We start from the raw sequence: 25,550 nt of genomic DNA, 5'->3' as shown, positions 1-25,550 counted from the left end.
CGTCAGACCTCGGTCTGCTCGGTCGGAAGCTCGTGGGGCAGGTCGGTGAAACTTCGCCAAAGCCCCCGGATCGCCAGCAGGACAAGCCCCGCCACCATCAGGTCGTCGAACGTCACGGGCATCGACATGCGCGATGTTCCTTTCCTGTCTGCCGGCGGATCGTTGCCCGCCGCGGCTGCCTCGGCCGCATGTGGATCGTGTTGTGGTCGCCACACCGATCCTTAAAATTAAGCGTACGACAGCCCGCCGCACTTGTCGACGGCGACAAGGCGCGAAGGCGTCGAAAAAGTGCAAATGCCGCAGGGGGCGCGAGGACTCAGGCGGTCCCGGCCTTGTCCAGCCGGTCGGCTGCCTTGCGGACCAGAACCGCGCGCAGGTCGTGCATCGCCATCAGCAGATCGCCGGTCACCTGTTCAAGCTGGTCATCCGTGGCCTTCGTCTGCGCCCAGTGGGCGGTGAGGTTCAGCCGCTCCACCGTCTGCTGCACGTCCGACATCTCGCGCCGGGCAAGCTCGGCGCGGCGCTCCTCCATCCACTCGTCGATAACCTGCCGGTCGGCGTCGCTGAGCGTGCGGCCGCCGTGCGGCTTGACCTCGCCGTTGCGGACGTTGACAGCGGCGATCTGGTCCATTTCGAGCCGGCGCTGACGGTTCTCGGGATTCACCCGGAACACGAAGGCCCCGTTCTCGCGGATACGGAAATAGTACTCCGGCAGCTCGTTCATCAGCGCAGGTCGGCGCAGAATGTCTGGATGCGGGTGCAGGCATCGGTCAGCGCCGCGTCCGAGGTGGCGTAGCTGACGCGGAAGTTCGGCGACAGACCGAACGCCGCCCCGAACACCACCGCCACGCCGCTCTGTTCCAGAAGCGCAGTGGCGAAGGTCTGGTCGTCGGTGATGACCGTGCCGCCGGGGGCGGTCTTGCCGATGCAGCCGGTGATCGAGGGATAGACGTAGAACGCGCCGTCCGGCGTGGGGCAGGTCACGCCCTCGGCGGCGTTCAGCATCCGCACCACCATGTCGCGCCGCCGGGCGAAGGCCAGGCGAAAATCGTCCAGGAAGTCCTGCCGCCCGTTCAGCGCCTCGACGGCGGCCCACTGGCTGATCGAGCAGGGGTTCGAGGTCGACTGCGACTGGACCTTGCGCATGCCCGCGATCAGTTCGGCCGGCCCGCCCGCATAGCCGATGCGCCAGCCGGTCATCGAGTACGCCTTCGACACGCCGTTGACGGTCAGCGTCCGGTCATACAGGCCCGGCTCGACCTGGGCGGGCGTCGTGAACTCGAACCCGTCGAAGACCAGGTGCTCGTACATGTCGTCGCTCATCACCCAGACATGCGGGTGACGCATCAGCACGTCGGTCAGCCCTTTCAGCTCTTCACGGGTGTACCCCGCGCCCGTCGGGTTCGAGGGCGAGTTGAAGATCAGCCACTTCGTCTTCGGGGTGATCGCCGCCTCGAGCTGCGCGGGCGTCATCTTGAACCCGGACTCGATCCCGCATTCCACGACCACCGGCATGCCGCCGGCCAGCAGCACCATGTCGGGATAGCTGACCCAGTACGGCGCGGGCACGATCACTTCGTCGCCCGGGTCCAGCGTCGCCGTCAGCGCGTTGAAAAGCACCTGCTTGCCGCCCGTGCCGACGCTGATCTGCGTGGCGTCGTAGTCCAGCCCGTTCTCGCGCCGGAACTTGTCGCGGATCGCCTGCTTCAGCTCGGGGATGCCGTCGACGGCCGTGTACTTGGTGCGCCCGTCGTCGATCGCGCGCTTGGCGGCGGCCTTGATGTGGTCCGGCGTGTCGAAATCCGGCTCTCCCGCGCTCAGCCCGATCACGTCGCGGCCCGCCGCCTTCATCTCGAGCGCCAGGTTGGTCATCGCGATCGTCGGAGACGGTTTGACGCGATTCAATGTCGCTGAAAGCAGGGGCATGGTCGTCTCCAAGTGGACGTTGCGCGCCCCTTGTCTTAGGGTCCGGGCGACTTCCCATCAAGCCGGATCACCGGAAAGGACCGGAGACATGGACGAAACCGCGATCCCCGACAGCGACTGGTACTCGAACGATAACGCGACCTTCGGCGACCGTCTGGCCGACGCCCGTCAGGTGCTGGGAATGAGCCAGGAGGACCTGGCCCGCCGGGTCGGCGTGAAGCTGACGACGCTCCAGAAATGGGAAAACGATACCGCTGAGCCGCGCGCCAACCGGCTCAGCATGCTATCGGGCATCCTCAACGTGTCGCTCCGCTGGCTGCTGACGGGCGAGGGTGACGGGCTGAGCCATCCCGAGGACGCGACGCCGATGACGGCCGACGTGGCCTCGATCCTAACCGAGATGCGCCAGATGCGGGGCGAGCTGCACAACACGTCCGAACGGCTGGGGCGGCTGGAAAAGCGGCTCAAGGCCGCGCTGGCGGCGGGGAGCTGAGGCATGTCCGAAACGACTGAAACCCGGCTGAAGCGGCTGCACATGCGTTCGTGGCGGCGCGGGATCAAGGAGATGGACCTGATCCTGGGTGGCTGGTCCGACGAGAAGCTCAAGACGCTGCCGGCCGAGCGGCTGGACCTTTACGAGGACATGCTGAACGAGAACGACCAGGACCTTTATCGCTGGGTCAGCGGACAGGAGGCGCCGCCGGACCGGTTCGCCCCGCTCATCGAAGAGATCGCGGCGCATGCTCGCGTGCTTGGCCGTGGCGCCGCCGGCTGACCTGACCTTGACGAAAAATTAGGGCTTATCGCGCAGGACTGTCGGCCATAGTCGACGGAGGACGCGATGAGCCTGCAACGAAGCATCGACAACGACCCGAGTGTCCGGCACGGCCTGCTGTCAGAGTACCTGGTCACGCTCGGGCTGATCGAGCGTTTGCACCGCCTCCTGCTCGACGTCCTGAAGGACGAATTCGAGCGGACTGGCATGCTTGAGATCAACCCGGTCCAGGCGCTTCTGCTCTACAACGTCGGCGACAACGTGGTGACGGCGGGAGAGCTGAAAAGCCGTGGCTACTACCAAGGCTCGAACGTCTCTTACAACCTGAAGAAGTTGGTCGAGACGGGTTACATGCATCACCAGAGGTGCGAGATCGACCGCCGCGCCGTCCGGGTCCGGCTGACGCCCAGGGGGCGGGCGGTGCGCGACCAGGTGGCCGAGCTTTTCGCGCGCCAGTCGGAGACCTTGGGCAAGCGCGGCATCCTGACCGCGGACGACGCCGACCGGGTCAACGGTGCGCTGCGCCGGATCGAGCGGTTCTGGAGCGACCAGATCCGCTATATTTATTGATCATTCAGCCGACCGAGCGCCAGCACCTGCAACTCCCGCAGCAGCTTCCGCTCCATCGCGGCGCGGTAGTCGGTGAATTCCACGGCGACCTCGACAAAGGCGTCGGGCCCCTTGATCACCCACGCATTGAAATAGGCGGAAAGTTCGGCCGTCTCGCTGTCGCGAACCTGCGTGCCGCGCATCGTCTCGCTACCCACGACAAGCCCGTTGATGGTGATGTCAGCCAGCGCCGGGTCGGTCCGCACCTCGTGCGGGCGGGGCCCCGTGTTCGACTTGCCGTCCCCCGACACGTCGAGGACGTGCCGCCAGCATGCCGGACGCCCGGACAGTCGCCGCGCCCCTTCCAGCATCGCCGCGCCGAGCGCGGTGGAGGGCGGACCGGGCACGCGCTGCACGCCGCGCAGCCGCCGCGTCACCTGGTCCAGCGCAGCCCGGTCGCGCACCGTCGTCCACTCCACCAGCGTACGCGTGCTGCCCGGTCCGCTCCATTCGAACACCGCAAGGTCCACGGTCGCGCCGGGCATGGCGAAGAACGCCTGCCGCACCGCCGGCGCCTCCAGCGCACCGGCAAGGCCGTCGACCTGCTGGCGATACTCCTCGGCGTTGACCGAGCCTGAGATGTCGAGCGCGAGGACCAGCGCCAGCCGGCAGGCCGCCTGTCCTGCGCCGGCAAGAGCGAGCCACAGTGCCACGGCCGCGACAAGGCGCCTCATCCGCCGTCCGCCGGGGCCGCGCCGACCACCCTCGCACCGATCTCGCGCACGAGCTTCCGGCGCATCGCCCTCTCGTAATCCTCGAAGTTCTCGGCCACCTCGAGAAAGGCGCCGGGGCCGCGCAGTACCTCGGTCCCGTAAAAGGCGAAGACCTCGGGATCGTGGCCGCCGATAGGCAGGCCATTCACCGTCACACCCTCGAGCGGGAAGTTCTCGTACGCCAGTCGCGGCGGAAAGCCGTCGTTGTTCACACCGTCGCCCGACACGTCGAGCGTTCGGAACAGGCACTCCGGCGCCCGTGCAAAAAGCCGCGCGGAGTATCCGACGGCGTAGCCCAGGGCCGTCGGAAACTCGGCGTGGCCGCGCCGCGATCCGGCGATCGCCTGCGACGCGGCCTCAAGGTCGGCGGGCGCACGCAGCAGGGTCCAGTCCAGCAGCACGTCCTGCTGATAGCGGCCCGACCATTCGTAGACCGCCAGCGCCACAGGCTCGCCCGGCACCGCGAACACGGCGTCGCGCACCTCGGGGGCGACCAGCGCCCGCGCCAGGCCGCTGCGCTGCAACGCGTCCTCGTCCGCGTCCACGGACGAGGAGACGTCGAGCGCCAGCAGCAACGCCAGCCGGCACCCGGCCTCGGCCCCGGCAGGGACCAAGGCCAGCGCACTTGCGAGGCTTACCAGTGCCCGGTGTTTTCCATGCTGGCCCACGGTTCCTTCGGCTCCAGCGGTTCGCCCATCTGCAAAAGCTCGACCGAGACGTTGTCGGGCGAGCGCACGAAGGCCATGTGTCCGTCGCGCGGCGGCCGGTTGATGGTCACGCCGTTCTTCTGAAGATGTTCGCACATTTCGTAGATGTTCTCGACCGAGTAGGCGAGGTGACCGAAATGGCGGCTGTCGGAGGGCAGGCCCTCGTCGCCGTCCCAGTTGTAGGTCATCTCGACGTCGGCGGTGCCGTCGTCCTGGCCCGGCGGGCACATGAAGGCCAGCGTGAAGCGGCCCTTGTCGTTGTCGATGCGGCGGCGCTCCTTGAGCCCGAGAAGCTCGTAGAACGCCTTCGATTTATCCAGGTCCTTCACCCGAACCATGGTGTGCAGGTACTTGATGTCCATATGCCTCTCCTTGTTTCCAATCCTGCCGGGCACCTAGCGCCCGGGCGTCCGGGTTAAAGCTGCCACAGAGCGGGGCAGGGGGCGAGGGGGCTGATCATTCCGCGCAGTCGGGGCGCTGGGGTTGCGCTGGGCGCGCAGCGGTCCAAGTGCAGCCTTGTGTTGCGAATGACCTGCGGTTCGCAGTCGAGATCGGCATGGTGTATTTCCGCAGCCGGCTGCGTCGCTATAAGGGGGGCGAGAGACCGCGCAGAGGAGCCCGCCGCAATGCCCATCACCCCCGACCAGCAGGCCGAGATCGACGCGCTGCGGGCCCAGCCGACCCAGACGTTGCGCGCCACCGCGCCGGGGATCGAGGGGCATCTCTACAAGGCGTACGAGGTGCTCGACCACGGCTTCGTCCGCGTCATCGACTACATGGGCGACGACAGCGCCATAGTGCAGGCCGCGCGGGTGTCCTACGGCGCGGGCACGAAGCACGTCAGCAACGACGCCGGGCTGATCCGTTACCTCATGCGGCACTGGCACTCGACCCCGTTCGAGATGTGCGAGATCAAGCTCCACGTGAAACTGCCCGTCTTCGTGGCGCGCCAGTGGATCCGCCACCGGACCGCCAACGTGAACGAGTACTCGGCCCGCTACTCGATCCTCGACCGCGAGTTCTACATCCCCGCGCCCGAGCACCTGGCTGCGCAGTCCACGGTGAACAACCAGGGGCGCGGAGAGGTGCTGCAGGGCGAGGAGGCCGAGCGCGTCCTGCGGCTTCTGCGCGACGACGCCATGCGGTCCTATGACCATTACGAGCAGATGCTCAGCCAGGACGGGCAGCAGGGACTGGCCCGCGAACTCGCGCGGATGAACCTGCCGGCGAACGTCTATACCCAGTGGTACTGGAAGACAGACCTGCACAACCTCTTCCACTTCCTCCGCCTGCGGGCGGATGCCCACGCCCAGTACGAGATCCGCGTCTACGCCGAGGCCATCGCCGCCATCGTCGCCGACTGGGTCCCGCTCGCCCACGCGGCGTTCGAGGACTACCGGATGGGCGGCGCGACGCTCTCGGCCAAGGCGCTGGACTGCATCCGGAGGATGATCCGCGGCGAGCAGGTCACGCAGGAGACCTCGGGGATGTCGAAGGGGGAATGGAGGGAGTTCGAGGGGATTATCAGGTGATAGAGGATCGGTCGTCTCTAAAGGTCGAACTGAAGTACAGCGGGGACCAAGCCGATCAGCACCTGATTAGCTTATACGATCTTTCGCAGGCGTTGTACGGCTTTGAACGAAGCTTGGCGCTTACGACGCATCTTGTATTGAACGACGAAGTCATCACACAAGCTACCGCATTACGGGGAGCGGAAATTCTCTGTTTCGCTCCTCGCGCGGGTAGCGTTTCTATTGTGGCGGCGATTGGACTGCTCGCCACAGGCGCCTACAAACTCACCACCTTGAAGGCTGATAATCCTTTGGGGCACCTAATACATTCGGCATACGACTTTGCAGTGCATAAGGTTACCGGTCAGCCTCTAGACTATGATAAGAGCATGCGTCAGCTATATGAGGAAGGACGGTACGAAAAAGCTCTTGGGCTCAAACTTCCTAGAGAAAGCCAGTTTGACTCTCTTGCAGAAAAGATTGAGCCGCCGCTCACCAAAATGCACAGGCCGATCGTTCGCTCGCAGACTGCAGGAGCTGCAGAAATCTTCTTTTCGAGTGAGCTTTCCGCAAAGCCTCGGGTCATCAATTTCAATCGCGACACCTACGCAAAGATGAAGTACCGTACGAGGCTTGATCAGATCCATCCGGTGGAAGCGAAGGTGGCTGTGTTCAACCCAAACACGCAGAATGGTCGGATATTTGTCTCCGAGCATGAGAGAACGATTCCGTTCTATCTAACGCCGGCGGGTCGCTCCACTGAAGCGTATCGGCTTATCGGGGAAAGTTACAGTAAGAATTTGAATAATCGTGAGGACGATAATGCATTTCTCGTATTCGATGTGCTTGAGGTGAAGTCCAAACTCGGTCGCACTACAAAATATCAAGTTGTTAAAGTTCGCCCTCGAGAAAGCGCCGACGCCGAGTTCGACTTGATTGAAAACTTCTAACTTTCGTGCAAGCCGTTGAGCCTGCGGTGCGTGCCAGTACGCACCCTACGCTATCCGCTCCCTTGAGCACACCCCGATGAACACTCGAGAACGGCCAGTCGAAACCGTCCTCGACGTTTCCGTGCTTCACCGGGTTTAGCCAGCAATAGCGGACGTGCGAGTGTCAGTCCGCCTAGTCCCGAAGGTGAGAGGGCGTCGGCGGGACGGGGTGCGGCGGGCACGCACCCCACGTTGATCAAACCGGTGGGGAGGTTCGCACGTATCTCTCCGTAAAGACCGGAGACAACATGCAAATCCTCGTCCTTTACTTCTCGACCGCGCTCCTTTTCCTGGCTGCCGATGCCGTGGCGCTGCGCCTGCTGATGCGGCCGGTGTTCGAGCGGCACGTGGGCGAGTGGCTGCTCGACACGCCGCGGCTGGGTGCGGCGGCGGTGTTCTATCTGTTCTACGTGGCGGGCGTGGTGTGGTTCGTCTCTCTCCCCGCCCTGCGGGCCGACGCCCCGGTGGCGGCGCTTCGCGACGGGGCGCTACTGGGCGCGATCGCCTACGGCACCTACGAGATGACGAACTACGCGACCCTGAAAGGCTGGTCGCTGCAGCAGGTCGCCGTCGACTGGCTGTGGGGCACCGCACTGACCGCCGCTTCGGCCTTCGTCAGCGTGCTGGTCGCCCGATCCATCGCCTGACGATTCGTCGCTGACGCCTGCCGGACCGGGCGGACAAGCCGTGACGGGCAAGCCGATCCGCGGGATCACCCGCTACCAGTTGCGATCGTCCCGCTTCGCGCTACCCGGGGGCTGCACGACATCGGCGGGTTCCTGCGCCCTTCCCAGCGGCGTGAACCAAAGTGTAGTCTACCCCACGTAAGGCTGGGTTCTCGGCGGGCCGGCCCTCTGCTACCCGGCGCGCCTTGGAACACGGGGCCGCGTTGTGCGGGCCTTGGCGACGGAAGGACAGGATGAAGCAACCCGATCTCTCGACTGGCCAGAGGGAACTCAGGGCGGTGCGGCGCAAAAGCCGCTCGCTGTTCTGGCTCGCGGCCATCTTCAGCGTGTTCGTCAACCTGCTGATGCTCACCGGCCCCATCTTCATGCTCCAGGTCTATGACCGGGTGCTTGGAAGCCGCTCGGAAGAGACGCTGCTGGCGCTGTTCGTGCTCATGGCGTTCCTGTTCCTGGTGATGGGGATCCTCGACTTCACCCGGGGCAGGGTGCTGGCCCGCGCGGGGGCGCGGTTCCAGTCCACGCTCGACCGGCGGGTGTTCTCGGCCATGGTGCGCCGCGCCTCGGTCTCGACGAACCGGGAAGACGGGCAGAACAACCTGCGCGACCTCGAATCGGTGCAGCGGCTGATGTCGTCGCCGGTGCTTACCGCACTGTTCGATATCCCCTGGACGCCGGTCTTCCTGCTGGGCATTGCCATTTTCCATCCCTGGCTGGGCCTGCTGGCCGTGGGCGGCGGCGGGCTTCTGGTGCTGGTCGCGGTGTTGAACCAGTCGATGACCTCGGACCCGGTGCGCCGCACCAACGCCGCGGCGCTGCGGGCCGAGCGGATGTCCGAGCAGATCCGGGGCGAGGCCGAGATGGTGCGCTCGCTCGGCATGCAGGAGAACGCCTTCGCGCGATGGCAGCAGCTTCGGCGCGAATCGCTGGCGCAGACCGTCGCGGCCAGCGACATGGGCGGCGGCTTCACCGCCACGACCAAGACGTTCCGCCTGTTCCTGCAATCGGCCATGCTGGGCCTCGGCGCCTTCCTGGTGCTCGAGGGAGAGCTGACGCCGGGCGCCATGATCGCCGCATCGATCCTGCTGGGCCGCGCGCTTGCGCCGGTGGACCTGGCCGTGGGCCAGTGGCAGGTCGTGCAGCGCGCGCTCGAAGGGTGGCGCAACCTCACGCAACTGCTGGCCACCGTGCCGCAGGAGCCGCCGCGCACGGCGCTTCCGCGTCCGCGTGCGCGCCTGACGGTCAACCAGGTCACCGTGATCCCCCCGGGCGAGCAGCAGGCGACGCTGCGCATGGTGTCCTTCGACGTCGAACCAGGCGAGGCCGTGGGCGTGATCGGCCCCTCGGGCGCGGGCAAGTCGACGCTCGCACGGGCGCTGGTGGGCGTCTGGCGGCCGGCGGGCGGCAAGATCCGGCTCGACGGTGCGGCGCTCGAACAATACGAGCCCGACATCCTGGGGGCGCATATCGGCTATCTGCCGCAGCGGGTGCAGCTTTTCGACGGCACCATCGCGCAGAACATCGCCCGCCTGCGCCCCGATGCGCGTGACGAGGATATCGTCACCGCGGCCCGCAAAGCGGCGGCGCACGAGATGATCCTCAAGATGCCCGAGGGCTACGACACCAAGGTCAGCAGCGCCGGCGGCCGCCTGTCGGGCGGTCAAATCCAGCGCATCGGCCTGGCCCGCGCGCTTTTCGGCGATCCGGTGCTGCTGGTGCTGGACGAGCCGAACTCCAACCTCGACAACGACGGGTCCGAGGCGCTGAACCTGGCGATCCGCCAGATGAAGTCCGAGGGCAAATCCGTTCTCATCATGGCCCACCGTCCCGCGGCGATTCGCGAGTGCGACAAGCTTCTGGTGCTCGAGGGCGGCATGCGTCGCGCCTTCGGCGCGCGCGACGAGGTGCTGCGCGGCACCGTGGCCAACCACAACGAACTGGCGGGACGCCTGACCCCGCCGCAGGAGACCGCGACATGAACGGCGACGAGTCCTGGTCGGTGCGCTGGTACGCCAGCCTTGGCCTTATCACCCTGATTCTGCTGGTCGGAGGCTTCGGCACCTGGGCCGCGACCACCCGCATCTCGGGCGCGATCATCGCGCCCGGACAAATCGAGGTCGAGCAGAACCGCCAGGTGGTCCAGCACCCCGACGGTGGCGTGGTCGAGGAGATCCTCGTGGACGAGGGCGACCGCGTCGAGGCCGGGGACGTGCTGATCCGGCTCGACCCGACGCTTCTGCGCAGCGAGCTGACGACCGTCGAAAGCCAGCTTTTCGAGGTCATGGCCCGCCGCGCGCGCCTTGCCGCGGAACGGGACGAGGCCGACGCCATCGTCTTCGAAGAGGAGCTGGTCGAGGCGGCCGAGGCGCGGCCCGAGATCCGCGAACTGATGGAGGGGCAGGAGCGCCTGTTCGAGGCCCGGAACGAAACCGTCGACCGCGAGATCGAGACGCTCGAGCGGCGGCGTGACCAGATCTCGGACCAGATCGACGGCGTCACCGCGCAGCAGGACGCCCTCAAGACGCAGCTGACGCTGATCGAGAAGGAACTGGGCGACCAGCAGTCACTGCTCGACCGCGGGCTTGCGCAGGCAGCGAAAGTCCTGTCGCTTCAGCGCGAACAGGCCCGGCTCATGGGCACGGTGGGCGAGTTGACCGCCACCGCCGCCGAGGCGGAGGAGCGGATCACCGAGATCGACATCGAGATCCTCAAGCTCGGCACCCGCCGGCGGGAAGAGGCGATCACCAACCTGCGCGACCTGCAGTACCGCGAGCTGGAACTGCGCGAGAAGCGCAACAGCATCCGCGAACAGCTCAACCGGCTGCACATCACAGCGCCGGTGTCGGGCATCGTCTACGGCCTGACCGTGTTCGCCGAGCGGGCGGTGATCCGTGCCGCCGAGCCCGTGCTCTACATCGTGCCGCAGGACCGTCCGCTGGTTATCGCAAGCCGGGTGGAGCCGATCCACATCGACCAGGTCTATGCCGGGCAGGAGGTCACGCTGCGCTTCTCGGCGCTCGACTCGCGCACGACGCCGGAACTCTTCGGCACGGTGCGCAAGATCTCGGCCGATGCCTTCGTGGACGAGGCCAGCCAGGCGTCGTACTACCGGGTCGAGGTCCGGCTGAACGAGGGCGAGATGGACAAGCTGCCGGGCGACATCGCGCTGATTCCCGGCATGCCGGCCGAGGCTTTCATCCGCACCAACGACCGCACGCCGCTGGCCTTCCTGGTCAAGCCGCTGGCGGACTACTTCTCGAAAGCGTTCCGCGAAACCTGACGCTCTTGGCGGGCGGGGCATGAAAGCTCCGCCCCCTCAAATTCACGGACGTGCCGGCGGGCCGAGAGGTCCCGAAATGGAAAACGGCCCGTGCAGCGCCGGGCCGTTTCCGTGGTGCGTTGAGGTGGGGCCGTCAGACCGCCGACAAATCGCCTGCGGACTGACGTCCGTCCCGGCCTTCGATCAGCTGATAGCTGACCTTCTGGTTGTCGGCGAGCCCGGTCATGCCGGCGCGCTCGACGGCCGAGATGTGCACAAACACATCCTTGCCGCCTTCGTCCGGTGCGATGAAACCGTAACCCTTGGTGGTATTGAACCATTTCACGGTGCCGGTGGGCATTCCGTCTCTCCTCAGTAGTCCCGTCCGCGTAATTGCGACGGCGCGGTGCAGCCAGGTCTTCCAAGTCGTGCGGCTGCCCCATGAGAAGGGCGCTCGTGACAGAAAGTCGGATGTCACGGACTCAGGATTGTTCAGACGCACCTGAAAAGGCAAGTGAACTTCTTGCAAACAGCGAAAAAGCGCGAAGGGGATGACGATGATCGTGCATGTGCTCAAGACCTGCGACACCTGCCGCAAGGCGCTGACCGACCTGAGGGCGTCGGGCCACGACCCGCACGTGGTCGACGTGCGCGCCGATGGCGTGGCGCGCGCCGACCTCGAACGCTTTCACGCGGCGTTCGGGGACCGGCTGGTGAACCGCCGCTCGACCACCTGGCGGGGGTTGAGCGAAGAGGAAAGGGCAGGCGACCCGCTGGAGCTTCTGGCGGCGCATCCGACGCTCATGAAGCGGCCGGTGATCGAGACGGACGGCACGCTGCACCTCGGCTGGGACGCGAAGACGAAGGCGGCCGTTCTGGGCGGCTAGCGCGCGGCCGGCGACAGGGCGCGAACGGTTCCGGCCGTGCGCCGAACGTCTCGGGTTCGGCCGGCAAAAGAAAAGGCGCGCCCTTGCCAGGCGCGCCTTCATTGCTTCAAGCCGGCCAATCCGCTCAGCGCTGATCCGGCGCCAGCGCCTCGTCCTTCAGCTCGGCCACCAGCTCGTCCAGACCTTGCGTCTTCGTCTGCTTCTCGCCCAGGCGGCGGACGTTGACGGTGCGCTCCTCGATCTCGCGCTGGCCGATGGCCAGGATGACCGGCACCTTGCCGACCGAGTGCTCGCGGACCTTGTAGTTGATCTTCTCGTTCCGCGTGTCGGCCTCGGCCCGGATGCCAGCCTTGCGCAGGATGTCCACGACCTCGTGCACGTAGGGGTCAGCGTCCGAAACGATGGACGCCACCACCACCTGCCGCGGAGCGAGCCAGAAGGGCAGCTTTCCGGCGTAGTTCTCGATCAGGATGCCGATGAACCGCTCGAAGCTGCCCAGGATCGCGCGGTGCAGCATGACCGGGCGGTGCTTTTCGCCGTCCTGCCCTATATAGCTGGCGTCAAGCCGCTCGGGCAGGTTGAAGTCCGCTTGGAAGGTGCCGCACTGCCACTCGCGTCCGATGGCGTCGGTCAGCTTGAAGTCCAGCTTCGGGCCATAGAACGCGCCCTCGCCGGGGTCGACCTCGAAGTCGTTGCGCACCGAGAGGATCGCTTTCTCGAGCGCCGCCTCGGCCTTGTCCCAGACCTCGTCCGAGCCCACGCGCACCTCGGGCCGCGTCGACAGCTTGATGTCGAACTTGGTGAAGCCGGTATCGCGATAGACGTTCGACAGAAGCTCGATGAACTTGCCGCACTCCTGCTCGATCTGGTCCTCGGTGCAGAAGATGTGGGCGTCGTCCTGCGTGAAGCCGCGCACGCGCATCAGCCCGTGCAGCGCGCCGTGCGCCTCGTAGCGGTGACACGAGCCGAACTCGGCCAGCCTGAGCGGCAGGTCGCGGTAGGACTTGATGCCGGTGTTGTAGACCTGGACGTGGCAGGGGCAGTTCATCGGCTTGAGGGCATTCACGCGCTTCTCGTTCGCATGCTCCTCGTCGATCTCCGTGATGTACATGTTCTCACGGTACTTGTCCCAGTGGCCCGACGCTTCCCACAGTTTGCGGTCCACGACCTGCGGCGTCTTGATTTCCTTGTAGCCCGCCTTCGTCAGCTGGCGGCGCATGTAGTCTTCGAGCGCGCGGTAGACGGTCCAGCCGTTGGGGTGCCAGAAGACCATGCCCGGCGCTTCTTCCTGGAAGTGGAACAGCTCCATCTCGCGGCCGAGCTTGCGGTGGTCGCGTTTGGCGGCCTCCTCGAGCATCGTCAGGTGCGCCTTGAGGTCGTTCTTGTTCTTGAAGCCCACGCCATAGATGCGCTGGAGCATCTGGCGCGAGCTGTCGCCGCGCCAGTAGGCGCCGGCCACGTTCATCAGCTTGAACGCGTCCGCCGGAACTTGGCCGGTATGGGCGAGGTGCGGGCCGCGGCAGAGGTCCTGCCAGTGGCCGTGCCAGTACATGCGGACGGGCTCGCCCTCGGGAATCGCGTCGATCAACTCGACCTTGTAGGGCTCGCCGTTCTGTTCGTAGTGGCGGATCGCATCGGTGCGGTCCCAGACCTCGGTGCGGACCGGATCGCGCAAGTTGATGATTTCCTTCATCTTCTGCTCGATCCTGCCCAGGTCCTCGGGCGTGAACGGCTCGCTCCGGTCGAAATCGTAGTACCAGCCGTGCTGGATGACGGGGCCGATGGTGACCTTCACGTCGGGCCAGATCTCCTGCACCGCACGGGCCATGATGTGGGCGAGGTCGTGGCGGATGAGCTCGAGCGCCTGCGCGTCGTCCTGCATCGTGTGGATGGCGATGGAGGCGTCTTCGTCGATGGGCCACTGGAGGTCCCAGTGGCGGCCGTTGACAGTGGCGGAAATGGCTTTCTTCTCCAGGGACTTGGAGATCGACGCAGCGACCTCGCCGGCGGTGACGCCAGCGTCGTAATCGCGCGAGTTGCCATCGGGAAATGTCAGGGAAATCTGGGCCATCGGCCTTGTCTCCTCGTCGGTTTGGCGCCCACGGAACGCCCGGTTGCGGGTATGTCTTGCCGCGTTCTGACCGCGCGGCCGGGCCCCGTCAAGGGCCGGAAAACGTGCCAAACGTACGTATCCGCGCCATCGATGTACACTTCGGTCCGCCGGTAAAGGCCACGCGGCTTCCCGATTGCATCCCCGCGCGCGACGGCTAGGCTCGCCGCGAACGCGAGAGGGAGAGACCATGGCCGAGTATCTCGACACGCCGCAGGGCCGGTGCATCGCCTATCACCAGACCGAAGGGGCCGAGCCCGGCGTGGTGTTCCTGGGCGGTTTCCGGTCGGACATGGAGGGCACGAAGGCCGTGCACCTGGAGGCATGGGCCAAACGCACCGGCCGCGCCTTCCTGCGCTTCGACTATTCCGGGCACGGGCAGTCGTCCGAGGCGTTCGAGGACGGCGCCATCGGCGACTGGGCCGAGGATGCGATCTCGACCATCGGGGCGTTGTGCGCGGGACCGCAGGTGCTGGTGGGCTCGTCGATGGGCGGCTGGGTATCGCTGCTGGTGGCCAAGGCGATGCCTGGGGCGGTCGCCGGGTTCGTCGGTATCGCCGCCGCGCCCGACTTCACCGAGGACAGCATGTGGCCGGGATTCACCGATGACGAGCGCCTGGCGCTGGAACGCGAGGGCCGGGTGGAGCAGCCGTCGGACTACGGCGAGCCGCTGGTCATCACCAAGCGGCTGATCGAGGAGGGGCGGCAGCAGCTCGTCCTGCGCGATCCGCTGGCGCTGGAGGTGCCGGTGCGCCTGTTGCAGGGGACCGAGGACGAGGACGTGGACCGCGCGGTGGCTCTGCGCCTGCTCGACCACCTGGACGGCGGCGACGTGCGGCTGACGCTGGTGAAGGGAGCGGATCACCGCTTCTCGACGCCCGACTGCCTTGCGCTGATCGAGGCGTCGGTCGAGGACGTGCTGGCGCGGATCCGCTGAGGGGCGGACAACGCGCGGCTGACGCCGCGGGCCCGCTTGCCGCGCTCCGGCGCGCTGAATTACCCTGCATCCGCGCGGGCCGAACCCGCGCGAGCGAGGCACGCGATGAGCGACACCAACACGCCGACCGAGGAGACCCCGCAGGCGCAGGAGCCGCTGGTGCTGCTGCCCGCCTTCATGTCCGATGCGCGGGTCTGGGGGCCGCAGATCGAGGCGTTGGGCGGGCGCAGGACCATACTGCTTCCCAGCCTCGCCTCCGGCCGCACGGTCGAAGAGATGGCAGATACGGTACTGGCCGCCGGTCCGCCGCGCTTTGCGCTGGCGGGCCAGTCGCTGGGCGCGATGGTGGCGATGGAGATCCTGCGCCGCGCGCCAGAGCGGGTGAGCCGGATCGCCCTGATCTCGGCCAACTGCCTGGCCGAGACGCCGACCGCCGCGGCCGAGCGCGAGACGCGTATCGCGCGGGCGCGGGCCGGCAAGCTGGAGGTGGTGCTGCGCGAGGACGTGCCGCCCGGCGCCTTGGCCCCCGTGACGCGGGAGCCGCTGGGCGACTTCCTGGTCGAGATGGCGACGTCGCTGGGGCTGGATGTCTACCTGAACCACGCGCATGCCATGCAGCGCCGCCCGGACCAGCAGAAGGCGCTGCGCTCGACCCGCATCCCGGGCCTGATGCTGTGCGGGCGGCACGACACGATCTTCCTTCCGCGCCGGCACGAGTTCATGGCCGGGCTGATGCCGAAGGGCGTGTTTCACGTGGTCGAAAGTGCGGGCCATGTCCCCACGCTCGAGGCGCCGGACGAGGTGACCGCGGCGTTGCAGGGCTGGCTGGCGCGCGAGGTGCAGCCGCTTCTTCTGAAGTGACCGCGCCGGGCGGCGCGGTCCGATGTTCAGCGAGGGCTGGGCCGCCCGAGGTCAGACAGGCGTGGGGCCTTCGTCCGATCCGACGGCCTTGAGCTTCGGCTGACGCTTCGGCGCGCCGGTCTTGCGGCTGTTGGCGTCGATGAAGTTCAGCACCAGCGGGCGAATGTTGTTGCGCCAGGACTTGCCGGCGAAGATGCCGTAGTGTCCCGCGCCCGGTTCGAGGTGGCTGGCCTTCTTCTCGTCCGGCAGGCCGGTCAGCAGGTCGAGCGCGGCGAGGCACTGGCCCGGCGCGCTGATGTCGTCGTTCTCGCCCTCGACGATCTTCACGGCGACGTCGGTGATGGCGCCGATATCGACCTTCACGCCGTCCACCTCGAAGTCGTTGCGCGCGATGTCGCGTCGCTTGAAGATCCGGTGCACGGTCGACAGGTAGAACTCGGACGTCATGTCCATGACGGCGAAATATTCGTCGTAGAACTTGTTGTGCTTGTCGTGATCGCCCGCCTCGCCCTTGGCGGCGCGCAGGATCTGTTCGGAAAACGCCTGCGCGTGGCGGTCGGCGTTCATCGACACGAACGACGCGAGCTGCAGCAGGCCGGGATAGACCATGCGGCCCACGCCCGCGTACTTGAAGCCCACGCGCTGGATGGCGAGCTCTTCGAGCTGGCCCATGGTGACGCGGCGGCCGAAGTCGGTGACATCGGTGGCGGCGGCGTCGGGATCGATCGGCCCGCCGATCAGCGTCAGCGTGGCAGGCTGTGCCTTTGGCTCTTCGGCCGCGAGATACGCGGTGGCGGCAAGCGCGAGCGGCGCGGGCTGACAGACGGCGATCACGTGCGTGTCCGGGCCGAGGTGGCGCATGAAGTCGGCGAGGTAGAGGGTGTAATCCTCGATATCGAACTTGCCCTCGGAGACGGGAATGTCGCGCGCGTTGTGCCAGTCGGTCACCCAGACCTCGGCATCGGGCAGAAGCGAGGTGACGGTCGAGCGCATGAGCGTCGCGTAGTGGCCCGACATCGGCGCGACCAGCAGGATGCGGCGCGGCTTTTCCGGGCGTCCGGTGACGTTGAAGCGGATCAGGTCGCCGAACGGCTTTTCCAGCTCGGGCGTGACGGTGACGACGTGATCGCGCCCGTCCTCGCCCACGACGGTCGAGATGCCCCAGTCGGGCTTGGCGACCATGCGGGCGAAAGATCGCTCCGTGACCTCGCCCCAGGCGGACATCAGCTTGAAGAACGGATGGGGCGCGAGCCCCGTGACGGGATAGGACCCGAAGGCGGCCGCGGTGGCACCCAACCACTGGTTGGTGTTCCGCATCGTCTCCATCAGATCGTAGGTGAGCATGTAGCGCATCGGCACTCCTTCCCCGGAACTCGCCCGGTCCGAAAACGCCGCTTTGCCCCCCTGCCAACGCGACGTTACACTGGGTCAGACTCTCATGATGCTGCCCTGCAGCAAGATAATTTGGAATGTTTGCGATGACAACTGAAGACTCCGGAGCTGGAAACGTTCCCGCGGCCAACCTGGAGGCTCTGAACGAGAATCTGGCAAAGATCGAGGAGTTGTCGCAGCGCATGGTCAGCGCGCTTGCGCGGAAGAAATCGGTTCCGCCCAGCCTGCAGGCGCCGGGGCACGAGCTCTACATGAAGGCGGCGACGGCCTACATGACCGAGATGATGACCCACCCCTCGAAGATCATCGAGCACCAGGTGGGCTACTGGGGCAAGGCGCTCAAGCATTACGTCGAGGTGCAGGAGAAGCTGGTCCATGGCGAGCTGACCCCGCCCGAGGACCACACGCCGAAGGATCGCCGTTTCTCGAACCCGCTGTGGGAGACGCATCCCTGGTTCAACTACATCAAGCAGCAATACCTGATGACGTCCGAGGCGGTGCAGAACGCGATCGAGGACCTCGAGGGGCTGGAGCCGCGGGACAAGAAGCGGCTTGAATACTTCAGCCGGCAGATCATGGACATGTTCTCGCCCACGAACTTCCTGGGCACCAACCCCGACGCGCTGACCCGCGCGGTCGAGACGGACGGCCAGAGCCTGGTGAAGGGGCTCGAGAACCTGGTGCGCGACATCGAGGCGAACGACGGCGAGATCCTGGTGTCGCTGGCCGACCGGGACGCCTTCAAGGTCGGTGAGAACCTGGCGACGACCGAGGGCTCGGTCGTCTATCGCAACCGGTTGTTCGAGCTTATCCAGTACGCGCCGCGCACCGAGCAGGTGCACAAGACGCCGCTGGTATTGTTCCCGCCGTGGATCAACAAGTTCTACATCCTCGACCTGAAGGAAAAGAACAGCCTGATCCGCTGGATCGTGGAGCAGGGCTTCACGCTGTTCGTGGTCAGCTGGAAGAACCCCGACCCGTCGTACCGCGACGTGGGCATGTCCGACTACGTTCAGGAGGGGTACCTGGAGGCGATCGAGCAGGTGAAGGCGATCACCGGCGAGGACCAGGTGAACACCGTGGGCTACTGCATCGCGGGCACCACGCTGGCGATGACGCTGGCACTGATGGAGAAACGCAAGGACCGGTCGGTGAAGTCCGCCACCTTCTTCACCACGCTGACCGACTTTTCGGATCAGGGCGAGGTGGGCGTCTTCCTCGACGACGATTTCGTGGACGGGATCGAGTCCGAGGTGAACGACAAGGGCATCCTGCATTCGTTCTTCATGAGCCGGACGTTCAGCTTCCTGCGGTCGAACGACCTGATCTACACGCCCGCCATCCGAAGCTACATGATGGGGGAGGCGCCGCCGGCCTTCGACCTGCTGTTCTGGAACGGCGACGGCACGAACCTGCCCGCGCGCATGGCGGTCGAGTACCTGCGCGGCCTGTGCCAGCGCGACGAGTTCGCCACCAAAGGGTTCGGGATCCTGGGCGAGACGGTGAAGCTGGCCGACGTGAAGGTGCCGCTGTGCGCGGTGGCCTGCGAATCGGATCACATCGCCGCCTGGCGGTCGAGCTACAACGGCATCCAGAAGATGGGCAGCCGGTCGAAGACGTTCATCCTGTCGGAGTCGGGCCACATCGCCGGGATCGTCAATCCGCCGTCGAAGAAGAAGTACGGCCACTACGTCAACGGCGACTGGTCGGGCGGGCCCGAAGAGTGGCGCGCGCAGGCCGAGTTCCACGAGGGATCATGGTGGCCCAGGTGGGGAGAGTGGCTGGCCAAGCGGTCGGGCCGCAAGGTCGCCGCGCGCCAGCCGGGGGAAAACGCCGAGGTGCTGGCCCCGGCGCCCGGCACGTATGTCCGGGAGAGCCCAAACGCCTGATTTTCAAGGCGTTTCCGTTGGGTAAGTTTTTTCGCTGCACCGCAGAGAAAAACCTTGAAATGCTGCGGTGCAGCATTCATATTCTTCTCAGTTCCAGAGCGGAGGGCACGGCCCTCGAAGGAGAATTGAGATGGCTGCGAAGACCCAGGACTACACCAAGATGATGCAGGACATGATGGGCGCGTTCCCGGTCGACATGTCCGCCATGCAAAACAGCTTCAAGAGCTACGCCACCTTCGGCGAGAAGATGTCGAAAGTCGCGCTCGAAGCTGCGGACAAGTCGAACGAGATCTCGTCGAAGTGGACGAAGGACACGCTGGCCAAGATGGGCGCGATGAGCGCCGTCAAGGAAGATGCGTCGGATTACTCGAAGGCCTTCACCGACTTCGCGTCGGCCCAGGCCGAGACGACCGCCGAGACCATGGCCGCCTTCGCCGAGGTCGCCAAGCGCGTCCAGATGGAAACGGTCGAGCTGATGCTGGCCGCCGGCAAGGACATGTCCGAGGACATGAGCGCCGCCGCCAAGAAGGCGACCGCGGACATGAATGCCGCCGCCAAGAAGGCGACCGCCGCGACCAAGTAAAACGGTTTCCTCGCGGCCGGGACCTCCCAACCGGCCGCGACTGGGGCGGGCGCTTGCCCGCCCTTTCTTTTTGTGCTGCGCTGCCGTAACTTTCCGCTGCGTCGCCAAAAATCGGGAGATTTTCCTTGGCCGAGTCCGACACGCCGCTGCTGATCAAGCGCTACGCCAGCCGCCGGCTCTATAACACCGAAACCAGCGATTACGTCACGCTCGAGGATATCGCGGGCTTCATCCGCGCGGGCCGCGAGGTAAAGATCGTCGACCTCAAGTCGGGCGACGACCTGACCCGGCAATACCTGCTTCAGATCATCGCCGAGCACGAAAGCCGGGGCGAGAACGTCCTGCCGCTGGGCGTGCTGACGGACCTCGTGCGCAGCTACACCACCCAGGCGCAATCTGTCGTGCCGCAGTTCCTGCAGGTGTCGTTCGACATGCTGCGAGACAGCCAGAACAAGATGCTCGACAACATGACCAAGCCCATGGCCGCCATGCCGGGCTTCGAGGCGATGCGCGCGCAGCAGCAGGCGTTCCTTAAGGCGATGACCGGCGGCTGGATGCCCGAGCATGGCAAGGACGGCGAAAGCGAAGAGCTGGCCGACATAAAAAAGCAGCTCGCCGAGCTTCAGGAGAAGCTCGCCAAGATGAACGAGTGAGGACAGTGTGCGCCTTCGGCGCGCGTCTTTAGGCGTTGATTGGGGGCTGTCTGCCCCCAATCCCCCGAGGATACTTCACGACCGAAGATAAGACGCCGGGTCGCTCCGGGCGTGGCTCAGGCGACCTCGGCGAAGACCTGGTTCAGGGCGGTTTCCAGTTTCTCGAACATCTCGTCCATCTGGCCTTCGGTCATGATGAAAGGCGGGCAGAGGACGATGCTTTGCCCCAGCGGCCGGCAGATCAGGCCGTGGTCGGTGCAGGTGTTGGCGATACGTTCGCTGACGCTGAGGTGGGAGTCGAAGGGCGTTTTCGTGTCCTTGTCCTTCACCGCCTCGAGCGCGCCCATCAGGCCGCGGCCGCGCCATTCGCCGATGTTGGGGTTCTCGGCCAGGCGGGCGAGCCCGGCCTCGAACCGCGGGGTCAGGGCGCGGACATTGTCGAGCAGGCCCTCGTTCAGGATGACCTCGATGGCCTTGAGCGAGATGGCGCAGCCCACGGGGTGACCGGAGGCGGTGAAGCCGTGGGGGAATTCCTCGATTGCCTCGACGGCGTTCTGAAGACGGTCCGCCAGCGTGGGGCCGAGGATCACCGCCCCCATCGGGAAATACCCGGCGGTCAGCGCCTTGGACGAGATGATGGCGTCGGGGCGGAAGCCATAGGTGTCGCAGCCCCAGACCTGCCCCGTGCGGCCGAAGCCGCAGATGACCTCGTCCGAGATCAGCGGGATGCCGTGCCGGCGCAGGATCGGCTGTATCGCCTGGAAATACCCCTCGGACGGCGGGATGACACCGCCTGCGCCCATGACGGGTTCGGCCACGAAGGCGGCGATGGTGTCGGCACCTTCGCGCGCGATGGTGTCTTCCAGTTCGCGAGCCATGCGCGCGGTGAAGTCGGCCTCGGTTTCGCCTGCCTGCCCCTCGCGCCAGTAATGCGGGCAGGTGAGGTGAAGGAAGCCGGGCAGGGGCAGGCCGAAGACTTCGTTATACGGCTTGCCGGTCATCGAGGACGAGACGACCGTGACGCCGTGATAGGCGTTCTTGCGGGTGAGGATCTTGGTGCGCTGGGGGTTGCCCTCGGCCCGGTTGAGGAACCAGAGCATCTTGACGAGTGTGTCGTTCGCCTCGGACCCCGAGTTGGTGTAGAACACCTTGCCGCGCTCGAAGGGCGAAACCTCGATCAGCTTTTCCGACAGCATCACCGTCTGGTCCGACATGCGGCCGAAGAAGGCGTGGTAGCCGGGAAACCGATCGTACTGGGCCTTCGCGGCCTCGGCCAGGCCCTTGTGGTCGAAGCCCGCCACCATGTTCCAGAGGCCGGAATTGGCGTCGAGGTAATTTCGGCCGTTGGTGTCGAAGACGTACGGCCCCTCGCCGTGGGTGACGACGACGGTGCCCCGGTCGCGGATCGAAGGCAGGTCGGTGAAGCCGTAGAAGGAATGCGCCGCGGCGCGGGCTTCCCAGGTCTTGGCGTCGTCGGGCATGTGCGGTCTCCGGGTCTGCTTTGGCGGTGACGCTAGTGGGGCGCGCGAGCGGGTTCAATCAGGATCGCGCGCCGGGGCGGCCGTTTGCCGGGATGCGGTGGCGGAGTGCCGGGAAGCGCCGTGTCCGGTGGCGAACCACCGTCAGAGGCCGAGCCGGTCGCGCAGGGCGAACCACGTCATGGCGAGCGCCAGGAGGGGCGAACGCAGGCGCGCGCCGCCGGGGAAGGGCGGCGTGGGGATGCGGGACATGAGGTCGAAGCGTTCGGCCTGGCCCGCGACGGCTTCGGAGAGGATGCGGCCGGCCATGACCGCCATGGCGACGCCGTGGCCGGAATAGCCGGAGGCGGAGAGAATGTTGGCGGCCGGGCGGGCGAAGCAGGGCATGCGGGTGCGGGTGATGGCCAGCGTGCCGCCCCAGGCGTGGTCGATGCGGATGCCCTTGAGCTGGGGATAGATCTCGGTCATCGGCTTGCGGACGACGGCGGCGATGTCGGCGGGAAAGCGGTAGCCATAGCTTTCGCCGCCGCCGAAGAGCAGGCGGCGGTCTTCGCTGAGGCGCCAGTAGTTCACCACGAAGTTGCTGTCGGCCACCGCGACGTCGCGGGACAGGATGTCGTCGGCGCGCTCGTCCAGCGGCTCGGTCGCGACGACGAAGTTGTTGATCGGCATGACCCGCGCGGCGACCTGACCGTCGAGGCCGCCGAGATAGCCGTTGGCGGCGAGGATGACGTGGTCGCAGGTGACGCGGCCGTGGTCGGTGTGGACCACGGGGGTGGGGCCCGGTGTGACGCGGGTGACATGGCTGCGTTCGTGCAGCGTGACCCCGGCGGCGAGGGCGGCGCGGGCGAGGCCGAAGGCCAGGCGCAGGGGGTGGAGGTGGCCGGCGCCGTGGTCGAGCGCGCCGCCGTGAAAGAGGTCGGAGCCGACGATGGCGCGGATGCCGCTGCGGTCCAGCGGCTCGACCTTGTCGTAGCCGTGGTCTCGGGCGAGGCGCTCGGCATAGGCGTGGGTATGGGCGACGTCGCGCGCGTGCCGGTCGGCGTGGAGGACGCCGGGGCGGAAGCCGGGGTCGAAGCCGTGGCGGGCGGCGAGGTCCTGGATCAGGGTCTTGGCGTCTTCGCCGATGTTCCAGAGGCGGCGTGCGTCTTCCTTCGGCAGCCGCGCTTCGAGCCAGTCCTGATCCTGCCGCTGGCCCGAGCCGACCTGTCCGCCGTTGCGGCCCGACGCGCCGAAACCTGCGCGGTGGGCCTCCAGCACGATGACGCTGAACCCCCGCTCGGTCAGGTGGAGCGCGGCGGAGAGGCCGGTGAAGCCTGCGCCGACCACGCAGACATCGGCGCTGGCCTCACCCCGCAGCGGCGGGGCGGGGGGCAGCGGGTCGGAGGTGGCGGCGTACCAGCTGTCGGGATATTCGCCGGGCTGGTCGTTCGCGAAGAGCAGGTTCATACGTTCAGCAGAAGGTGCTCGCGCTCCCACGGAGAAATCACCTGCAGGAACTCGTCGTACTCGGCCTGTTTCACGATGGAATAGACGCGGGCGAAGTCGGGGTGCAGGAGCTCTTGCAGTTCTTCAGAGGCGTCGAACAGGTCGAGCGCGCTGAACAGGCCGCGCGGAACCTCTTCCTCGGCATCGTAGGCGTCGCCGATGTATTCCGCCGTCGGCTCGATCTTCTCGACCAGTCCGAGGTAGCCGCAGGCGAGCGAGGCGGCGATGCCGAGATAGGGATTGCAGTCCATCCCGGCGAGGCGGTTTTCGACCCGGCGCGCCTCGGGTTCGGCGATGGGCACGCGGATGCCGGTGGTGCGGTTGTCGCGGCCCCAGGCGAGGTTGATGGGCGCGGCGTGGTCCTTCACGTAGCGGCGGTAGGAGTTCACATACGGGGCCAGCAGCGCGATGCCGGCGGGCATGTAGGTCTGAAGCCCACCGATGAAGTGGCGGAAGGCGTCGGTTTCCTCGCCGTCGGGGCCCGAAAAGATGTTCTGCCCCGTTTCCATGTCGGTGACCGAGTGGTGCACGTGCATAGCGCTGCCCGGCTCGCCCTCGATCGGTTTGGCCATGAAGGTGGCGAAGCAGTCGTGGCGCAGCGCGGCCTCGCGGATCAGGCGCTTGAAATAGAAGATCTCGTCGGCCAGCCGCACCGGGTCGCCGTGGCGCAGGTTGATCTCGACCTGGCCCGCGCCGCCCTCCTGCGTGATGCCGTCGATCTCGAAGCCCTGCGCCTCGGCGAAGTCGTAGATGTCGTCGATCACGGGGCCGTATTCGTCCACCGCGCTCATCGAGTATGCCTGCCGTGCGGCGGCCGGGCGGCCCGAGCGGCCCATCATCGGCTCGATCTCGTGCGCCGGATCGATGTTGCGGGCGACGAGGTAGAATTCCATCTCGGGCGCGACGACGGGCTTCCAGCCGCGCTTGTGATAGAACTCGACCACGCGCTTGAGCACGTTGCGGGGCGCCATCGGCACCGGCTCGCCGTTCTGGAGCGCGGCGTCGTGGATCACCTGCAGCGTCCAGTCCGCCGTCCACGGGGCGGCGGTGGCGGTTGTGTAGTCAGGCGTCAGGATCATGTCGGGTTCGGTATAGCCGCCTTCGCCCGCGGCCTGCGCCCAGTCGCCGGTGATCGTCTGGAAGAAGATCGAATTCGGCAGGTAGAACCGGCCCTGCTTGGCGAACTTCGAGGCCGGCATCGCCTTGCCGCGCGCGATGCCGGGCAGGTCCGAGATGATACACTCGACCTCGTCGAGACGGCGGCCCTCGAGGTAGCGGCGGGCGGCGGCGGGAAGCTTCTCGGTCCAGTCAGACATGGGCACGGGCCTTCAGGAAGTCGGCCATCCGGCGCGCCATCTTCTGCGCGTCGGTGGGGGTGTCGAGTGTCTCGCGCGCCTGGGCCAGCCGATCGTCGGGGACCACGCCGGGGCCGCGCAGGCGGATGAGCGCGTCGATCACGCGGCCGTCGTATTCGGGGTGCGGCTGCACGGTGAAGATGTCGTCGCCATAGGCCAGGGCGGCGTAGCGGCAGAAGTCGTTCGAGGCCAGAACGCGCGCGCCTTCGGGCAACTCGGTCACCTGGTCCTGGTGCCAGGCGTTGAGGTGCAGCATCTTGCCATCGAAGTCGTAGGGGCGGCGGCCGACGGCCCAGCCGCCCGGGAACTTCTCGACCTTGCCGCCAAGCGCCTGGGCGATGATCTGGTGCCCGAAGCAGACGCCGACCATCGGGCGGCGCGCGGCGTGGGCCTGGCGGATGAAATCCTCGAGCGGGGGGATCCAGGCGTGATCCTCGTAGGCGCCGTGCTTGGAGCCGGTGATGAGCCAGCCTTCGGCGGCGTCGATGTCCGGCGGGAAGACATTGTCGAGCACGGGCCAGGTGGTGAAGGTCAGGCCGTGGCCGTCCAGAAGCCGCTCGAACATGGACGGGTAGTCGCCGAGCGTGTCGCGCAGATCGTCGGGCGCGCGCCCGGTCTGCAGAATTCCGATATGCATAAATCACCGAAGCTGGGGTTGCCGCGAAGGTAATCCCGGCGGTGGAGCCCGGCAAGGGGCGAGGCAGGTGATATGAAGGGGGCGGACGGCTGCGGTGAGGCTACTTTC

The 25,550-nt window shown here is 66.5% G+C and carries 27 protein-coding genes; 14 read left to right on the top strand and 13 right to left on the bottom strand.

Going from position 1 to position 25,550, the window contains the following annotated elements:
- Positions 1-2 precede the first annotated feature (2 nt).
- The 3 genes from BM162_RS23435 to BM162_RS00415 all read right to left on the bottom strand — a co-directional run bounded on the left by BM162_RS23435 (position 3) and on the right by BM162_RS00415 (position 1,926).
- The gene (locus tag BM162_RS23435; protein WP_281243750.1) at positions 3-128 is read right to left on the bottom strand and encodes a hypothetical protein; all 126 of its coding nucleotides are present in this window, start codon (positions 126-128) and stop codon (positions 3-5) included.
- A 188-nt stretch (positions 129-316) separates the two neighbouring features.
- Positions 317-724, bottom strand: a complete 408-nt coding sequence (locus tag BM162_RS00420) for a hypothetical protein (protein WP_439332807.1) — start codon at positions 722-724, stop codon at positions 317-319.
- On the bottom strand, positions 724-1,926 hold the full coding sequence (locus BM162_RS00415; protein ID WP_093416240.1) for a pyridoxal phosphate-dependent aminotransferase: 1,203 nt from the start codon (positions 1,924-1,926) through the stop codon (positions 724-726). Before BM162_RS00415 ends, BM162_RS00420 begins: the two co-directional genes overlap by 1 nt.
- 88 nt (positions 1,927-2,014) lie before the next feature.
- Here BM162_RS00415 and BM162_RS00410 point away from each other — a divergent pair, with 88 nt between their 5' ends.
- From BM162_RS00410 to BM162_RS00400, 3 genes are all read left to right on the top strand, one after another.
- A complete protein-coding gene (locus tag BM162_RS00410) occupies positions 2,015-2,419 on the top strand; it encodes a helix-turn-helix domain-containing protein (protein WP_093416237.1) in 405 nt (134 codons plus the stop codon).
- Positions 2,420-2,422: 3 nt separating this feature from the next.
- Positions 2,423-2,701 (top strand): succinate dehydrogenase assembly factor 2, encoded by a 279-nt coding sequence (locus BM162_RS00405; RefSeq protein ID WP_093416234.1) that lies wholly within the window; start codon positions 2,423-2,425, stop codon positions 2,699-2,701.
- A 66-nt stretch (positions 2,702-2,767) separates the two neighbouring features.
- A complete protein-coding gene (locus tag BM162_RS00400) occupies positions 2,768-3,271 on the top strand; it encodes a MarR family winged helix-turn-helix transcriptional regulator (RefSeq protein WP_093416232.1) in 504 nt (167 codons plus the stop codon).
- Here BM162_RS00400 and BM162_RS00395 read toward each other — a convergent pair.
- The 3 genes from BM162_RS00395 to BM162_RS00385 are packed head-to-tail and all read right to left on the bottom strand — an operon-like array spanning position 3,265 to position 5,092.
- Positions 3,265-3,984: a DUF1194 domain-containing protein gene (locus tag BM162_RS00395; protein WP_093416229.1), complete on the bottom strand. Its 720-nt coding sequence runs from the start codon at positions 3,982-3,984 to the stop codon at positions 3,265-3,267. The two genes, BM162_RS00400 and BM162_RS00395, sit on opposite strands and share 7 nt — an antisense overlap.
- Positions 3,981-4,691 (bottom strand): DUF1194 domain-containing protein, encoded by a 711-nt coding sequence (locus BM162_RS00390; protein ID WP_093416227.1) that lies wholly within the window; start codon positions 4,689-4,691, stop codon positions 3,981-3,983. Before BM162_RS00390 ends, BM162_RS00395 begins: the two co-directional genes overlap by 4 nt.
- Positions 4,658-5,092, bottom strand: coding sequence for a VOC family protein (locus BM162_RS00385; RefSeq protein ID WP_093416224.1), 435 nt, complete (start codon positions 5,090-5,092; stop codon positions 4,658-4,660). The genes BM162_RS00390 and BM162_RS00385 overlap by 34 nt, the downstream gene beginning before the upstream one ends.
- 264 nt (positions 5,093-5,356) lie before the next feature.
- On the opposite strand from BM162_RS00385, the gene thyX reads away from it, so the two are divergent.
- The 5 genes from thyX (at position 5,357) to BM162_RS00360 (ending at position 11,193) form a co-directional block, all read left to right on the top strand.
- Positions 5,357-6,262 (top strand): FAD-dependent thymidylate synthase, encoded by a 906-nt coding sequence (gene thyX / locus BM162_RS00380; protein WP_093416221.1) that lies wholly within the window; start codon positions 5,357-5,359, stop codon positions 6,260-6,262.
- On the top strand, positions 6,232-7,191 hold the full coding sequence (locus BM162_RS00375) for a DUF7946 domain-containing protein (RefSeq protein ID WP_143096091.1): 960 nt from the start codon (positions 6,232-6,234) through the stop codon (positions 7,189-7,191). The genes thyX and BM162_RS00375 overlap by 31 nt, the downstream gene beginning before the upstream one ends.
- A gap of 287 nt (positions 7,192-7,478) precedes the next feature.
- A complete protein-coding gene (locus BM162_RS00370) occupies positions 7,479-7,877 on the top strand; it encodes a DUF2177 family protein (RefSeq protein ID WP_093416215.1) in 399 nt (132 codons plus the stop codon).
- A 272-nt stretch (positions 7,878-8,149) separates the two neighbouring features.
- Positions 8,150-9,892 (top strand): type I secretion system permease/ATPase, encoded by a 1,743-nt coding sequence (locus tag BM162_RS00365; RefSeq protein WP_093416213.1) that lies wholly within the window; start codon positions 8,150-8,152, stop codon positions 9,890-9,892.
- Positions 9,889-11,193, top strand: coding sequence for an HlyD family type I secretion periplasmic adaptor subunit (locus tag BM162_RS00360; protein WP_093416210.1), 1,305 nt, complete (start codon positions 9,889-9,891; stop codon positions 11,191-11,193). Before BM162_RS00365 ends, BM162_RS00360 begins: the two co-directional genes overlap by 4 nt.
- Positions 11,194-11,326: 133 nt before the next feature.
- On the opposite strand, the gene BM162_RS00355 is transcribed toward BM162_RS00360, so the two are convergent.
- Entirely contained in the window at positions 11,327-11,533 is a 207-nt protein-coding gene (locus BM162_RS00355; RefSeq protein WP_093416208.1) for a cold-shock protein, read from the bottom strand.
- A gap of 196 nt (positions 11,534-11,729) precedes the next feature.
- Between BM162_RS00355 and BM162_RS00350 the strand changes: the two genes are divergently transcribed.
- Positions 11,730-12,059: an arsenate reductase family protein gene (locus BM162_RS00350; RefSeq protein ID WP_093417706.1), complete on the top strand. Its 330-nt coding sequence runs from the start codon at positions 11,730-11,732 to the stop codon at positions 12,057-12,059.
- Positions 12,060-12,183: 124 nt separating this feature from the next.
- Here the strand turns inward: BM162_RS00350 and thrS are convergent, their stop codons facing one another.
- The gene (gene thrS / locus BM162_RS00345) at positions 12,184-14,130 is read right to left on the bottom strand and encodes a threonine--tRNA ligase (protein ID WP_093416205.1); all 1,947 of its coding nucleotides are present in this window, start codon (positions 14,128-14,130) and stop codon (positions 12,184-12,186) included.
- 229 nt (positions 14,131-14,359) lie between these two features.
- On the opposite strand from thrS, the gene BM162_RS00340 reads away from it, so the two are divergent.
- Together BM162_RS00340 and BM162_RS00335 are read left to right on the top strand one after the other, a co-directional pair.
- The gene (locus tag BM162_RS00340) at positions 14,360-15,106 is read left to right on the top strand and encodes an alpha/beta hydrolase (protein WP_093416203.1); all 747 of its coding nucleotides are present in this window, start codon (positions 14,360-14,362) and stop codon (positions 15,104-15,106) included.
- Positions 15,107-15,211: 105 nt separating this feature from the next.
- The gene (locus tag BM162_RS00335; RefSeq protein WP_093416200.1) at positions 15,212-15,967 is read left to right on the top strand and encodes an alpha/beta fold hydrolase; all 756 of its coding nucleotides are present in this window, start codon (positions 15,212-15,214) and stop codon (positions 15,965-15,967) included.
- Between the two features lie 51 nt (positions 15,968-16,018).
- Here the strand turns inward: BM162_RS00335 and phaZ are convergent, their stop codons facing one another.
- Positions 16,019-17,320 (bottom strand): polyhydroxyalkanoate depolymerase, encoded by a 1,302-nt coding sequence (gene phaZ / locus BM162_RS00330; protein WP_093416199.1) that lies wholly within the window; start codon positions 17,318-17,320, stop codon positions 16,019-16,021.
- A 125-nt stretch (positions 17,321-17,445) separates the two neighbouring features.
- Here phaZ and BM162_RS00325 point away from each other — a divergent pair, with 125 nt between their 5' ends.
- The 3 genes from BM162_RS00325 to phaR all read left to right on the top strand — a co-directional run bounded on the left by BM162_RS00325 (position 17,446) and on the right by phaR (position 20,484).
- Positions 17,446-19,248 carry a PHA/PHB synthase family protein gene (locus BM162_RS00325; RefSeq protein WP_093417704.1) on the top strand — a complete coding sequence of 601 codons (1,803 nt, stop codon included), beginning with the start codon at positions 17,446-17,448 and terminating at the stop codon, positions 19,246-19,248.
- Between the two features lie 130 nt (positions 19,249-19,378).
- On the top strand, positions 19,379-19,831 hold the full coding sequence (locus BM162_RS00320; protein WP_093416196.1) for a Phasin: 453 nt from the start codon (positions 19,379-19,381) through the stop codon (positions 19,829-19,831).
- A 125-nt stretch (positions 19,832-19,956) separates the two neighbouring features.
- A complete protein-coding gene (gene phaR / locus BM162_RS00315; protein WP_093416193.1) occupies positions 19,957-20,484 on the top strand; it encodes a polyhydroxyalkanoate synthesis repressor PhaR in 528 nt (175 codons plus the stop codon).
- A 116-nt stretch (positions 20,485-20,600) separates the two neighbouring features.
- On the opposite strand, the gene BM162_RS00310 is transcribed toward phaR, so the two are convergent.
- From BM162_RS00310 to BM162_RS00295, 4 genes are all read right to left on the bottom strand, one after another.
- Positions 20,601-21,965 (bottom strand): aminotransferase, encoded by a 1,365-nt coding sequence (locus BM162_RS00310; RefSeq protein WP_093416191.1) that lies wholly within the window; start codon positions 21,963-21,965, stop codon positions 20,601-20,603.
- 141 nt (positions 21,966-22,106) lie between these two features.
- The gene (locus BM162_RS00305; RefSeq protein ID WP_093416188.1) at positions 22,107-23,411 is read right to left on the bottom strand and encodes an NAD(P)/FAD-dependent oxidoreductase; all 1,305 of its coding nucleotides are present in this window, start codon (positions 23,409-23,411) and stop codon (positions 22,107-22,109) included.
- Complete coding sequence (locus BM162_RS00300) at positions 23,408-24,766, bottom strand: glutamine synthetase family protein (protein ID WP_093416186.1); 1,359 nt, start codon at positions 24,764-24,766, stop codon at positions 23,408-23,410. The genes BM162_RS00305 and BM162_RS00300 overlap by 4 nt, the downstream gene beginning before the upstream one ends.
- The gene (locus BM162_RS00295; protein ID WP_093416183.1) at positions 24,759-25,442 is read right to left on the bottom strand and encodes a type 1 glutamine amidotransferase; all 684 of its coding nucleotides are present in this window, start codon (positions 25,440-25,442) and stop codon (positions 24,759-24,761) included. The genes BM162_RS00300 and BM162_RS00295 overlap by 8 nt, the downstream gene beginning before the upstream one ends.
- Positions 25,443-25,550 lie beyond the last annotated feature (108 nt).

This window comes from Tranquillimonas alkanivorans, assembly GCF_900115595.1.
In the GTDB taxonomy this organism is placed as follows: Bacteria; Pseudomonadota; Alphaproteobacteria; order Rhodobacterales; family Rhodobacteraceae; genus Tranquillimonas; species Tranquillimonas alkanivorans.
Note: the sequence above shows the minus strand (reverse complement) of the source record. Positions and strands in the feature narration are given on the sequence as shown.